General features: G+C 70.8%; 13 protein-coding genes. 2 read left to right on the top strand and 11 right to left on the bottom strand.

Features of this window, described 5'->3' with window-relative positions; genetic code table 11:
* From ACTWQO_RS44680 to ACTWQO_RS44655, 6 genes are all read right to left on the bottom strand, one after another.
* The coding region (locus ACTWQO_RS44680; RefSeq protein WP_443243133.1) for a proton-conducting transporter transmembrane domain-containing protein at window positions 1-758 on the bottom strand (758 nt) is incomplete at its 3' end.
* Complete coding sequence (gene nuoK / locus ACTWQO_RS44675; protein WP_443243132.1) at window positions 755-1,060, bottom strand: NADH-quinone oxidoreductase subunit NuoK; 306 nt, start codon at window positions 1,058-1,060, stop codon at window positions 755-757. The genes nuoK and ACTWQO_RS44680, both read right to left, overlap by 4 nt.
* Window positions 1,057-1,620 carry an NADH-quinone oxidoreductase subunit J gene (locus ACTWQO_RS44670; protein WP_443243131.1) on the bottom strand — a complete coding sequence of 188 codons (564 nt, stop codon included), beginning with the start codon at window positions 1,618-1,620 and terminating at the stop codon, window positions 1,057-1,059. The genes nuoK and ACTWQO_RS44670 overlap by 4 nt, the downstream gene beginning before the upstream one ends.
* Before the next feature lie 13 nt (window positions 1,621-1,633).
* On the bottom strand, window positions 1,634-2,578 hold the full coding sequence (locus tag ACTWQO_RS44665) for an NADH-quinone oxidoreductase subunit H (RefSeq protein WP_443243130.1): 945 nt from the start codon (window positions 2,576-2,578) through the stop codon (window positions 1,634-1,636).
* A complete protein-coding gene (locus ACTWQO_RS44660; protein WP_443243129.1) occupies window positions 2,571-3,878 on the bottom strand; it encodes a hypothetical protein in 1,308 nt (435 codons plus the stop codon). Before ACTWQO_RS44660 ends, ACTWQO_RS44665 begins: the two co-directional genes overlap by 8 nt.
* Complete coding sequence (locus ACTWQO_RS44655) at window positions 3,869-4,219, bottom strand: NADH-quinone oxidoreductase subunit A (protein ID WP_246884715.1); 351 nt, start codon at window positions 4,217-4,219, stop codon at window positions 3,869-3,871. The genes ACTWQO_RS44660 and ACTWQO_RS44655 overlap by 10 nt, the downstream gene beginning before the upstream one ends.
* A 158-nt stretch (window positions 4,220-4,377) precedes the next feature.
* On the opposite strand from ACTWQO_RS44655, the gene ACTWQO_RS44650 reads away from it, so the two are divergent.
* Window positions 4,378-4,596 (top strand): heavy-metal-associated domain-containing protein, encoded by a 219-nt coding sequence (locus ACTWQO_RS44650; RefSeq protein WP_443243128.1) that lies wholly within the window; start codon window positions 4,378-4,380, stop codon window positions 4,594-4,596.
* 564 nt (window positions 4,597-5,160) lie between these two features.
* Here ACTWQO_RS44650 and ACTWQO_RS44645 read toward each other — a convergent pair.
* Together ACTWQO_RS44645 and ACTWQO_RS44640 are read right to left on the bottom strand one after the other, a co-directional pair.
* Complete coding sequence (locus ACTWQO_RS44645; protein WP_443243127.1) at window positions 5,161-6,597, bottom strand: MFS transporter; 1,437 nt, start codon at window positions 6,595-6,597, stop codon at window positions 5,161-5,163.
* Entirely contained in the window at window positions 6,594-8,168 is a 1,575-nt protein-coding gene (locus tag ACTWQO_RS44640) for a DHA2 family efflux MFS transporter permease subunit (protein WP_443243126.1), read from the bottom strand. Before ACTWQO_RS44640 ends, ACTWQO_RS44645 begins: the two co-directional genes overlap by 4 nt.
* A gap of 112 nt (window positions 8,169-8,280) precedes the next feature.
* Here ACTWQO_RS44640 and ACTWQO_RS44635 point away from each other — a divergent pair, with 112 nt between their 5' ends.
* Window positions 8,281-8,928 carry a TetR/AcrR family transcriptional regulator gene (locus tag ACTWQO_RS44635; protein WP_443243125.1) on the top strand — a complete coding sequence of 216 codons (648 nt, stop codon included), beginning with the start codon at window positions 8,281-8,283 and terminating at the stop codon, window positions 8,926-8,928.
* 79 nt (window positions 8,929-9,007) lie between these two features.
* On the opposite strand, the gene ACTWQO_RS44630 is transcribed toward ACTWQO_RS44635, so the two are convergent.
* The 3 genes from ACTWQO_RS44630 to ACTWQO_RS44620 all read right to left on the bottom strand — a co-directional run bounded on the left by ACTWQO_RS44630 (window position 9,008) and on the right by ACTWQO_RS44620 (window position 12,014).
* Entirely contained in the window at window positions 9,008-10,309 is a 1,302-nt protein-coding gene (locus ACTWQO_RS44630) for an MFS transporter (RefSeq protein WP_443243124.1), read from the bottom strand.
* Window positions 10,306-11,448: a PLP-dependent cysteine synthase family protein gene (locus tag ACTWQO_RS44625; RefSeq protein WP_443243123.1), complete on the bottom strand. Its 1,143-nt coding sequence runs from the start codon at window positions 11,446-11,448 to the stop codon at window positions 10,306-10,308. Before ACTWQO_RS44625 ends, ACTWQO_RS44630 begins: the two co-directional genes overlap by 4 nt.
* Before the next feature lie 140 nt (window positions 11,449-11,588).
* Window positions 11,589-12,014: a hypothetical protein gene (locus ACTWQO_RS44620; RefSeq protein ID WP_443243122.1), complete on the bottom strand. Its 426-nt coding sequence runs from the start codon at window positions 12,012-12,014 to the stop codon at window positions 11,589-11,591.
* Window positions 12,015-12,205 lie beyond the last annotated feature (191 nt).

Here is a 12,205-nt window from a genome sequence, read left to right as displayed (position 1 = left end):
TCCAGCCGCAGCAGCAAGTGCGCCCCGGCCACGACCAGGGTCGCCGAGTGCAGCAAGGCCGAGATAGGGCTCGGGCCCTGCATGGCCCTGGACAGCCAGAAGCTGAAGGGCAGTTGGGCCGACTTGCCGAACGCGGCCGCGATGACGCCGGCGGTGATGACCGCCGACCACGCGCCGGTCGCCTCCGGGAGTTCGTCGAGGGCGAGGGACGGGGCCTGCCCACTTGCCAGCGCCGCCCCGGCGGCGAGGTAGAGGCCGAGGTCGGCGGCGCGGGTGGTGAGGAAGGCCGTGTTGGCGGCGTCGCCGCGCTCGGGGTCGCGCCACCAGTAGCCGATCAGTGCCCAGGAGGTGGCGCCCATCACTTCCCACGCCATCAGCAGGACCGTCAGCGTGGTCGCGGTGACCGTCGTCAGCATCGCGCCGGCGAACAGCAGCATCAGTCCGAAGAAGCGGGCGCGTGCCTCCCCCGGTCCGATGTCCGCGACGCTGAACAGGAGGACGGCCGCGGTCACCGCCGTGACGGTCACCACCATGAGGCCCGACAGCCCGTCGACCGCGAGCCCGGCGGGAAGCCCTTCAAGCAGCGGCGCCTCAACCCGGGGGTGCTCGAAGGCCACCGCGACGGCGAGGCCGAGCGCGGCAACGGCCGCGCCGACCGCGACCGTCGGGGCGTACCGGTCCGCCGGGCGGCCGACAACCGCCAGCAGCGTCCCCACGGTCAGCGGCAGCGCGACGAGCGCCCACAGCAGCGCGCTCACTCCTTCAACTCCGCCGCCATGTCGGTCATGTCGACCTCACGAGCCCGGAACAGCGCGGTGACCACGGCGAAGCCGATCGCCATCTCCACCGCCATGACCGTGACCGCCAGGACGACCAGCACCTGTCCGTCGGCCGCCGCCGGCGCTATGTAGTGCCACACGGCCGCCGCACCGACGATGACGCCGCCCAGCATCAGTTCCAGCCCCATCATCAGCATCACGATCGACTGCTGGGTGAGCGCGCCGAACAGGCCGATGCTGAACAGAGCCGCGGCGAGCAGCAGAAAGAGCTCCAGGCTCATCGGCCCATCCCTCCCCGTACCGGGTCGTCGGCGGTGCGCGCCTTGAGGTCGTCGCCGAAACGGTCGTAACGGCCCCGGCGCGTGGCCAGGACGACGGTCGCGACGATGGTGGCGAACAGGGCGAGGCCCAAGGTCATCATGGTGAGCATCTGCGGGCCCATCAGCGACAGGCCCAGGTCCATGGTCGGATCGGCCGACGGCCTGCCGCGCCGCGACGGCCACGGGGCGAGCAGGATCCCGGCGGCGAGGACGGCGAAGACCGCCGCGCAGATCACGGCCGCGCCCTTCGTGTTGTGGACCATGGTCATCGGCATGAGCCCGGCAGGGTTCATCATGTACATCACCATGAATACGGCCATGATGGCCATCTCGATGGTCATCATCAGCACGATCACGACCCCGAGGTAGTCCAGCCCGAGCAGCAGCACCTCACCGCCGACGCACAGGAGAGAGGCCAGCAGCGCGTACGTCGCCCGGGCCATGGAGTCGAACCGGAACACCATGACCCCACTGGCCACCGCCAACAGGGCCAGCACCCAGAAGGTCACGTCGTCAAGCACGGCCCTCACCTCCTCATCGGTTCAGGACGACGATGGCCACGACCAGCGCCTGAAGCAGCGTCAGCGGCACCAGCACCATCCACGCCAGCTCCATGTACCGCTCCATCCGCAACACGGGCAGCAGCCGACGCCCGGCCACCAGCAGCGCCAGCACGGCCACGGTCTTGAGCAACGTCCACGCCCAGCCCGGCAGCAGCGGGCCGTGCCCGCCGCCGAGGAACAGCGGCACGCTGAAGCCGGCCGTCACCACGAGCAGCATCCACCGGCCGCCCAGCAGCACCAGCCGGTCCACGCCCGCCAGTTCGACGGCGGCACCCCCGGCCGCGTCCCGCGCGAGTGGGTACGCGAACGGCCCCCAGAAGGCCATCGCGAGCGCACTCAGCAGATAGACGACGAACGCGGCCGGCATCCACACCACGAACCACAGCCCGTCCTGGGCCGCGACCACGTCACCGACCCGCAGGGACTCGGCTCCGAGAGCGGCGGTGGTGATCGCGAACATGTGCGGCAGTTCGTACGCCAGACCCTGCGCCAGAAACCGGTACCCACCGATCAGCGACAGCGCCGAGTTCGGCCCCCATCCCGCCAACCACACCGCCGCCCAGGCCAGCGCCTCCATCGCGTTGAACCACACGATGCCGACGGACGGATCGCTCACGGAACGGAAACCCCACGGCAGTACGGCACCCGCGAGCACCGCCGCCACCGGGACCAGCACCACGCCCAGCCTTCCGAGCAGCCGATCCGCGGCTGTCGTACGACGGGGCTGCTGGACGAGCAGCCGCAGGGCCTCGCGTAGCGGAGCCAGCGCCCGCAGCCCGGCCTCCCGGACGCTCCCGGCAGGACCGCGCTCGGCCGCCCCGGTCAGCACCGCGTCGAACCCAGATGTGATCACGGCGGCCATGGCCAGCGCGACGGGGAGGATGACGGGCGCCCACAGGGGCGCGGCATCAGACATGGGCCGCTCCCGACAAGGGCGTGAGCGTGAGTTCGTCGATGTCGGGGTCGAGGCTGGCCACGATGATCCGTGCGCAGGCGAACTCCGCTCCGGTCAGCAACTCCGGAAGGATGTCGAGCAGCGCCTGCGACGGCGGCCGTGCTCCGCCCAGGCGTCCGCGCGGGCCGGTGAGTTCGTCCGGCGCCAACGGCTGTTCGTCGTCGAGTACTTCGATGCCGCGCTCGATCTCGTCCAGCCAGATCCGCAGTCGGTCGTACGCGTCCCCGTCGGCAACGAGGGCCGGCCCGGTCACTCCTGCCTCGCCGGCTCTGGAGGACGACAGCTCCCCCAGCCCAGCGATCGACCAACGCAGGGTGCGTGAGCGCCGCACTCTGCGCAGTACCGCGCGCAGGTCGCAGCCGATCCCCTCGCGCGGCGCCCCCGACAGCAACTCGTCCCGCAGCCGACGGCACCGCGCGGCGACATCGTCCCAGCCGACGACAGCGAGGAGCCGCCCCACGCTGTCCAGATGCGCGGCACAGCGCCGACGCTCCGCGCGTCCGCGGGTGACTTCCTCGCCCTGCGCCGCCCGCAGCCATGGCTCGTCCCAGAAGGGCAGTCGATGGCCGGGCGGTACGGGGAGGTGGTCGACCTCTACGTCCTGTACGACGTCTCCTTGCAGAGTGAGTCGGAGAACGAGCCCTGTTGGCCAGTCGGTCAGGCCGGGGCCGATCGGTACGCGCAGCTGATCGAGTCTCAGCTCGTCACGGTCGTCGGCACGTTCGGCCATCGGCAGGCCTGCCACGTCCCCCATGGCATGCGTGTCGTGGCCCATGTGATCCATTTGGCCGGTATGGCCTTCGTGCTCCATGGGGTCCATGTGCGGGGCCCGGCTGTCGGAGTGGTGATTCTCGTGACCGTGATGGCCGGAGTGAGCCGCATGGTCGTCGTGCCCGTGGCCTGCGGAGCGGTGGTGAGTGCCTTGATCGTCAGCCTCGCGCGGAGCAACTGCCCTGCCGGTCAGATCCCTGCGCGCCGTCTCGAGCGCGTGCGTGGCGTGCCCGGCCCCCTCGACCACGATGCGCAGGGCCGGCTCCGGCATCGACCGCTCGATGTCGTCCAGCCAATGCGCGTCCCGCGGCTCCGGGACGCCGCAGACGACCAGCAGGTCGGCAGCGGCCGGGGCGCCCGCCACCGCCCATCCCCGCCGGCGTACCTCTGCCTCCACCTCCAGCCGGATGTCCGTCGCTCCGGGCAGCGCGACCGCCAGGACCGCCGGGCGCTGCATCGCCGTACGCCGCAGAAGACTTCTCAGGTCCACCGCAGGGCCCCCTCGCGCCAGGCGTAGGCCACCGCTGCGAAGAGGATCCCCAGGAAGAGGAACATCTCGACGACGGCCGTGGTGCCCACTTCAGAGACGACCTTCACCCACGGGTACATGAAGAGCATCTCCATGTCGAAGGCCAGGAAGATCATGGTGACCGCGTACCAGCGAACATGGAACCGGGAAACGGCGTGCTCGCCCGGCTTGAGACCACCGGCGAAAGGGCCCGTCTCCAGGGGAGTCCGCGCTGCGGCCAGCCACAGGCCCAATCCGTAGAGGATCGCCAGCCCGGCCCCGACGACACCGAGAAGGACCAGCATCGGCTGCCATGCGTCCATCCCGCCCGACCTCCGCTCTCGGCGTCATACGGCTTACGGTGAAGCGTCACACCACTAAGGACGTTAGTGGTTGGGATGCCGCCGAAACCACTCCCGCCTCGGGGAGAGCTTACCCCCTGGGGGTATCATGGCTACTCCTCTTGGGAAGGAGCAAGAACATGGTTCAGAAGGTTTACGACGTCAAAGGCATGACGTGCGACCACTGCGTCCACGCCGTCAGCTCCGAACTCGGCGGCCTCCCCGGAGTCGAGGACGTCCAGGTGGATCTGCCGTCGGGCCAGGTCACGGTGACCAGCGAACAGCAGCTGGATTCCGCCGCCGTCGCCGCAGCAATCGACGAGGCCGGCTACGAACTCGTCGGCGGCGAGAGCCAGTGAACCCGCGGGCCGAGCTGCTGCGCCGGGCAGTCGGTCACCCTGCCGTCCGGCTCACGGCCGCGGTGCCGCTCGCTCGGTACGCTGACGCGCCGCGACGGTAGCGGGGGGTGCCATGTCGGCGCCCCAGCGAGATGACGGAGCGTATGAGCTACAGGGCCAGGGCGGGGCGAGGTGTGATGGGGCGCCTGTCCCTCCTCTCGCTCCTCGCCCTGATGCACCTTTCTCGCCCACGCGGGTGATACCGGCATCGGCCACGAACGCGAGACCGTAGCTCACGCTCACGCGGTTCAGTTCGAGCCGACCACACCGATCCCACTCGTCGCTGGTGCTGGCCACCGCGGCGGTCGCCTTCGTCGGGCTGCGCGGTATCGCCGCCGACATGGCCGCCGAGTCCGGCGGTGGCGGTCACAGCCATGGCGAGGAGACCACCAGCGAATCGGAGACGGCGAAGACGGACGACGGTCATACGGAGGACAGCCACGGGGCGCCGGTGGCCGGGGGCTGCAGCAGAGGGCAACCGCCGCGGCTCCCGGCACCGAGGCACTGTCGGGCCCGTTGCCTGGGTCAGTGCACATGCGGGCCGCCGGTCGACTGCGGTTTGCCACGCGGTACGAGGCCCAGGGCCACGACGGCGCTGGCAGCGGCCGCCACCGCACACACCGTGAACGCGTCGGCGAAGCCACCCACCGCGCCTCGCTCGAAGCCGGAGGCCGCGACGGTCGAAACGACGGCGACGCCGATCGAGCCACCCACCTCGTGGAAGGTGTTGACGACTCCAGAGGCGAGCCCCGCCTCCCCCTCCTCGACCATGGCCAGGGCGGTCGTCGTGGCGGTGACGAACACCGCGCCGATGCCGAACGAGGCGATCACGAAGCCGGGCAGGAGTCCGGCGTACACGCTGCCGGTCTCCGACAACTGGGTCAGGGGAATGGTTCCGGCGGTGGCGACGAGCATGCCCGCGACAGCGGTCGGGCGACTGCCGATCCGGCCCACGAGCCGGGACCCGAGGTGGGCGCCGATGCCGGTGGCCACGGCGACGGGCAGGAACACCAGCCCGGTCCGCAGCGGGCTGAATCCCCGGACGTGCTGGAGATACACGGACCCGAGGAAGAAGAACGCGATCAGTAGGGCGGTGGCGATCAACATCAGGAAGGCGCCGGCGAGCACCGGCCGCCGGGTGAACATCCGCAGATCCATCAGCGGAGCCCGGCTGGCACGCTCGACCAGCGCGAAGGCCACATAGGCGAGTACGGCACCGGCCAGCGGCAGCAGGGTCGAAGCGTCCGCCCAGCCGGCGTCCCCCGCCTTGACGAGGCCATAGATCAGGGCTGCGGTGCCCGCGGTGACGAGCAGCGCGCCGGGGACGTCGAGCCGTGCGGGCCGCGGTGGTTGGGCCGGGACGAAGGCGGGGAGGGCGAGTAGCAGGAGCAGCCCGACGGGCACGTTGATGTAGAACACCCATTGCCAGCCGGGTCCGTCGGTCAGGGCTCCGCCGAGGAGTACGCCGGCCGCCGAGCCGGTGCCGCCGATCGCCGCCCAGACGCCGAGCGCCTTGTTGCGTTCGGTGCCGTGGAAGGTCGTGGTGACGATGGAGAGCGCGGCCGGGGACAGCAGGGCCGCGCCGACGCCTTGGCCGATCCGGCCTCCGAGCAGTGTCGGGGCGTTCTGGGCGAGACCGGTGACCAGTGAGGCGGCTGTGAAGAGAACGAGTCCCGCGAGCAGGGTGCGACGGGCGCCGAGGGCGTCGGCGAGTCGGCCGCCGAGCAGCATCAGCCCGCCGAAGCAGAGGGTGTAGGCGGTGACCACCCAGGTCAGGGTCTCCCGGCCGAGGTCGAGGTCGGCCGCCATGTCGGGCAGGGCGACGTTCACGACGGTGACGTCGAGGATCAGCATGAACTGGGCGAGGCAGATCAGTGCGAGGGCTGCCCAGCGGCGCGGGTCGGCGGGCGGGCGATGGCCTTGCTCGGCCGTGTGCGGTGCACCGGATGCGGAGTGGGTCATGACGAGTCCTTCGAGTGGGTTGTTCCGGTCGGGTCCGCGCCGCGGGCCGGAGCGAGGAAGAGGGCGAGGAGCACGCCCGCCGCGGTGACACCGGCCCCGGCGAACATCGCCGGTCCCATGCCATCGACGAACGCGCGGCGAGCGGCCTCAGCGAAGGCGTTTCCGGCCCCGCCCGGCAGCTGCTCGGCGAGGGCGAGCGCGGTACCCAGGGACTCCTTCGCGGAGTCGAGGACGCTCTCGGGAACAGGGGCGGACAGGTCGTCGAGTCCGCTGCGGTAACGGTCGGAGAGCAGGCTGCCCATGACGGCTACTCCGGTCGCCGCGCCGAGTTGGATGGCGGCGCTGTTGGTGGCCGAGCCCACGCCGAGGTCCGTTTCGGGCAGCGAGCCGACGATGGCGTCGCTGGTCGCGGTGATGACGAAGCCGGCGCCCGCGCCCAGCAGCAGCATCGCCACGAGAGCCCGGCCGTAGCCGTCCGTCGCCTCGGTGGTGGCAAGCACCGCCGAAGAGGCGCACAGCAGGGCGAGTCCGAGGGCCGACACCGCGCGCATTCCGATGCGCGGCGTGAGAACGCCCGCCAGGGGTCCGGCGACCAGCAACGCGAGCGCGGCCGGGCCGAGCCGGAGCCCTGTCTGCCCGGGGCTGTACCCGAGCACGAACTGGAAGTGCTGCACTGCCACGAACAGCGTGCCGATCAGAGCGAACGCACCCAGCAGCACCAGCAGGTCGCCCGTGGCGAGAGCACGGTGCCGGAAGATCCTGGGCGGCAGCATCGGGGACGCGGCCCTGCGCTGCCAGCCGAGGAAGGCGGCCAGCAGGAGGGCACCCACCGTGAAGGCGGCCAGCACGCCAGAGCTTGTCCAGCCGCGGTCGGGCCCTTCGATGACCGCCCAGAGGACGCTTGCCACGGCCACGACGGACAGCAGTGCCCCGGCGGGATCCAGCCGCCCGCTCTCGGGCGCACGGGAGTTGGGCACGAGCAGGGCGGCGGCGATCAGGCCCGCGATGCCTATCGGGAGGTTGATCAGGAACACCGATCCCCACCAGTAGTGGCTCAGCAGCCAGCCGCCGACCATCGGCCCGATGACTGTCCCGACGCCGACGGCGGCCGACCAGATGCCGATCGCCTTGGTGCGTTCGGCGCCGCGCGGGAAGACGTTCCCGATGACGGCGAGCGTCGCCGGCATGATCAGCGCCTCGCCGACGCCCATGGCTCCGCGCGCGAGCACCAATGTGGTGACGGATCCGGCGTACGCGGCCACCACAGACGCGGCCGTGAACAGCGCCAGGCCGGACATGAAGATCCACTTGCGGCCGAGCCGGTCCGCCAGGCTGCCGCAGAACAGCACCAGGCTGCCGGACATCAGCGCATAACTGTCGACGATCCACTGCAACTGGCTGGTGGAGGCGCCGAGTTCACCGACGAGGGTCGGCAGGGCGACATTCAGCACGGTGGTGTCGAGGCCAACGACCAGCAGGCTCACGCTCACGACGGCGAGGGTCAGCCAGCGCCGGACCGGGGGGTCGGCCGTCTGCGGTACGGCGGTCACCGGATGAGTCACGGAAGGCACGAGGTCCCCTTTCTCGTGCACGGTCTCGCTCGACCGCACGACTAACTGAACCATACTGTTCAGTTCATATGAACTCAACCGTACAGTTCAGGTTGGTGCTAGGGTCGGGCTCATGAGCGTGGACAGCGTCAAGCAGCCCCCCAGCGGACCCCGCGCGGAGCTCAAGCGGCAGGCCATCGTGCGGGCAGCCCGCGAGTTGTTCCTACGGGAGGGCTTCGGCGTCGGTATGGACACCATCGCCGCCGAGGCCGGCGTGTCGAAGGTGACCGTCTACAACCACTTCGGCAGCAAGGAAGCCCTGTTCACGGCGGTCATCACCAGCGCACTTGACGAGCCGCTCGCCGGGGAGTCGTCGGCCGCGCTGGAAGGCCTGGCCGGAGCCGAGGACCTGCGGGCCGCCCTCGTCGAAGCGGCCCGCACCTGGGTCCACGCCGTCCGCACCAACCACGAGGTCACCGCGCTGCGCAACCTCGTCGCCGCCGAACTCCACCGCTTTCCCGAGCTGGGCGAGGCCTGGAGACACCGTGGCACGGAAAGCCACCACCCCGCCGTCGCAGGCGCCCTGCGCGCCCTCACCGAGCAAGGCCGGCTGGAGATCCCCGACCTACAGGTGGCGATCATCCAGTTCTACGGCCTCCTGGTCTTCCCCCACATGGTCTTCAGCTCCTACGGCACGAACATCGACGAGGCCCTGACGGACCGTCTCATCACCAGCGGCGTCGACATGTACCTCGACCACTACGGACCTCGGGGCACATAGCCGCCCGTCCGCGTCGAGGACAGCCCGACAGGGCGGGGCACCGTGCGGTGCCCCGCCCCTGGGCCGGAGGGCCGTTGGGTCAGGCGGTGGCGGGCAGCGGCTCGGCGGCGGGTGGCGCCGTCAGCCGGCCGGTGCGGTGCAGGCCGTACAGGGCGGCCGCACACGCCAGTCCCAGCACGCACAGCGTGATCCACGGCAGTGCGGGCATCCCGGCCGCGCGGGCGGCGTCGAGCGCGGCGCCCGTGCCCAGGTTCCCGGCGGTGATGCCGATGCCGCAGATGGTGTTGTACAGCCCGTAGTGGGTGGCGACGAGGCGGTCACCGGAGAGACGGACGATGGTGTCCATCTCGAAGGGGTAGGCGATCATCGTGCCGACGGCCAGCAGCAGAGCGGCGAGCGTCGGCGGCACCGCCGCGAGCAGCCACCGCCCGATCCCCGACTCCGGTATGGGCACGGCCGTGGCCACCAGCAGGGGTACGAAGGCCAGGCCCATGACCGCCAGCCCGCGCACGAGTGCCTGCCCGGGCTCGTACCGTGCCTTGCACCAGGCCGTCACTCGCGTCTGGCCGAGGATCGTGCTCAGCCCGGAGACGGCGAAGAGCACCGCCACCGCCGCCGTGCCGAACTCCCCGTCGCCGCCGAGCCGGCGTACCTCCAGCGGCAGCGCCAGATAGACCTGAAACGACAGGACGTACGACCCGATCATGGCGACGGAGAACAGCAGGAACGGACGGTTGGCGAGGATGCCGCGCCACTGGGCGAGCACGCCCTGACCGCTGTCCCTCGCCTGCCGCTTGGTGTCCTCGGACCGCCGGGCGGGCAGCGCGCGGATCTGTACGACGCTCAGCAGCGCGAAGATCCCGGCCGCCACCAGGCAGGTGATGCGGAAGTCCACCCCGGTCAGCACCATTCCGACCAGCGGACCCAGCAGGATGCCGGCCTGGTAGAACACGTTGAACAGCGCGAACGCCTCGACCCTGCGCTCCCCCGCGTCGGCCGCGAGGTACGCCCGTACGGCCGGGTTGAACAGCGCCCCGGCCAGCCCCGTGGCCGCAGACGCGGCCAGCAGCGCGGGCAGCGAATCCACCAGCCCGAGCGTCGCGAAACCGAGGGTCCGCAGCACACATCCGGCGACGATCATGGGCTTGTAGCCGAGCCGGTCGGCGAGGGTGCCGCCGACCAGGAACATCCCCTGCTGGCTGAAGTTCCGTACGCCCAGGACGAGTCCGACGATCCAGCCGGCCAGCCCGAGCGTGCCGGACAGGTGGGCAGCCAGGTAGGGCATCAGCATGTAGAAGCCGAGGTTGATGGTGAACTGGTTCACCATCAACAGCTGGACGCTGCGTTCGTACGACCGTACCTGCGTGAGCAGCCCCTTCACCGGTCCTCCTCCGGCACGTCCGACCCGGCGCCCAGGGTGTCCGCGGCGAGTTCCTGAGCTGCGACCCGCAGGGTGAGGGGATCGACGACGGTGGTGCACCGGGTCCAGCGAGCGACCTCCTTCTCGTCCAGGCGGCCGATCAACTCCGGCTCGGGCGCCGGTGGGGAGTCCAGCAGGCCATGGGCGGCGCAGTAGTCGTCGTCGTAGACCGTCCCCAGGTAACGCTGCGGACCATCGGGGAAGATCGCGACGATCCGCGCGTTCGCGGGCATCGTCCGGGCCAGCCAGCCGGACACCAGGGCGACCGCGCCGACGCTCCAACCGCCGGTGGCGTAGTGGGATGCGGCCAGTTGGCGGCAGGTCCACACCGCCTCGGCCGGGGAGACCCAGTGCACCTCGGAGAAGTTCTCGTAGGCGACGTTGCGGGGGTAGATGCTGGAGCCGAGTCCGCGCATCAGCCGCGGTCGGGCGGGCTGGCCGAAGATCGTCGAACCGGGGGCGTCCACGCCGACGACGGTCAGCTCCGGGTAGAGCTGGCGCAGGACCCGTGAGATGCCGGCCGAGTGACCGCCGGTGCCCACGCTGCACACCAGCACGTCGATGTGGCCCATTTCGGAGGCGAGTTCGAGAGCCAGCGGGGTGTAGGCGGCGACGTTGTCGGGGTTGTTGTACTGGTCCGGACACCAGGAGTCCGGGTGCTGCTCCAGCAACCGCTGCACGCGCTCCCGGCGGGCCTGCTGCCAGCCGCCCGTGGGATGGGGCTCGGAGACGACGTTGACCTGGGCGCCGTACGCGGTCAGCAGCCGGGTCATGGACAACTCCAGCCCCGGATCGGTGACCAGGGTGACCGGGTGGCCGTACACCATCCCGGCCAGGGCCAGCCCCAGGCCCAGGGTGCCGCTGGTGGACTCGATGATCCGTCCGCCGGGCCTCAGGTCGCCACGGGCCCTGGCCCGCTCCACCATGTGCAGCCCCGGGCGGTCCTTGATACCGCCGGGATTGAACCCCTCGAGCTTCGCCCAGAAGCCGCGCCCGGCCGGGGTCAGCGGCTCCGACACCCGCAGCAGCGGGGTGTTGCCCACCAGCCCGGACAGGGCCGACTGGCCGGAGGCGGCCGCGGTCTTGATCAATGAAGCCATGTTTGTGTGTTCACTCTCGCTCGATGAAGGCACGGTGCGGGTTCATCTCGCGCCCCAGGGCGACAGGGCGGACCGTGGGTCCGCGTTCAGGCCATGGGTGCGCGGCAGCCGGTGAAGTCGGTCGGCTGCGAGCGCGTGGTCTAGATCCGCCACCGCGACGTACGCACGAGCGCCTCGCGGCCGGTGCGTGCGCTGCGACGTCTGCGCGATTCATGCCGTACGAGGGGTCTCGCCAACGCCATGGTCACGGCGACGAGTACGACCACGGTCAGCGCGGCGAGGGAAAGATCCTCCGTCGACTGGGCCGCTGTACGGATGATCAGGTCCGTTGCGCAGTCCCCGTCCCCGTGGGGGGCGTGGGGCCCGTGAGGCTCCCCGCCGGCAGCCATCGCCGAAGAAGCGGCGGGGAGGGACACCGGCCCGTGAGTCTCGTCCGGCCCACCGTGCATGACGGCGCACAGCATGAGCGCCACCACGAGGGTGCCGCCGATGGCAGCGACGAGTCGGCGCCACCACGACGAGCCGTATCGCGCCCACGGCGCGTGCGTACGGGAAAGTGTCGGCACAGGTCCTCCGCGCTGCTGCCACCTCTCCGACGAGGGCGGAGGGAGGCGCAGACATGGGTGGGGGCAGGAGGGTATCGACGAGCGTGATCGGCCCATCATGGGCATGGAATCCGGAGCTCGTCGCGCGTGATCAGCCGAACCGGTGACAACCGGCAGGCCAGTTGGAGGACTCTGTACTTCTAGACCTGCCG

The sequence above is a fragment of the Streptomyces sp. 4N124 genome, from assembly GCF_052245395.1.
Lineage (GTDB): Bacteria > Actinomycetota > Actinomycetes > Streptomycetales > Streptomycetaceae > Streptomyces.
Note: the sequence above shows the minus strand (reverse complement) of the source record. Positions and strands in the feature narration are given on the sequence as shown.

Excerpts from the sequence above, each read along its gene's own strand:
- nuoK (WP_443243132.1), bottom strand. The coding sequence starts at position 1,060 with ATGAGCCTGGAGCTCTTTCTGCTGCTCGCCGCGGCTCTGTTCAGCATC.
- ACTWQO_RS44665 (WP_443243130.1), bottom strand. The coding sequence starts at position 2,578 with ATGTCTGATGCCGCGCCCCTGTGGGCGCCCGTCATCCTCCCCGTCGCG.
- ACTWQO_RS44655 (WP_246884715.1), bottom strand. The coding sequence starts at position 4,219 with ATGGACGCATGGCAGCCGATGCTGGTCCTTCTCGGTGTCGTCGGGGCC.
- ACTWQO_RS44650 (WP_443243128.1), top strand. The coding sequence starts at position 4,378 with ATGGTTCAGAAGGTTTACGACGTCAAAGGCATGACGTGCGACCACTGC.
- ACTWQO_RS44645 (WP_443243127.1), bottom strand. The coding sequence starts at position 6,597 with ATGACCCACTCCGCATCCGGTGCACCGCACACGGCCGAGCAAGGCCAT.
- ACTWQO_RS44635 (WP_443243125.1), top strand. The coding sequence starts at position 8,281 with ATGAGCGTGGACAGCGTCAAGCAGCCCCCCAGCGGACCCCGCGCGGAG.
- ACTWQO_RS44625 (WP_443243123.1), bottom strand. The coding sequence starts at position 11,448 with ATGGCTTCATTGATCAAGACCGCGGCCGCCTCCGGCCAGTCGGCCCTG.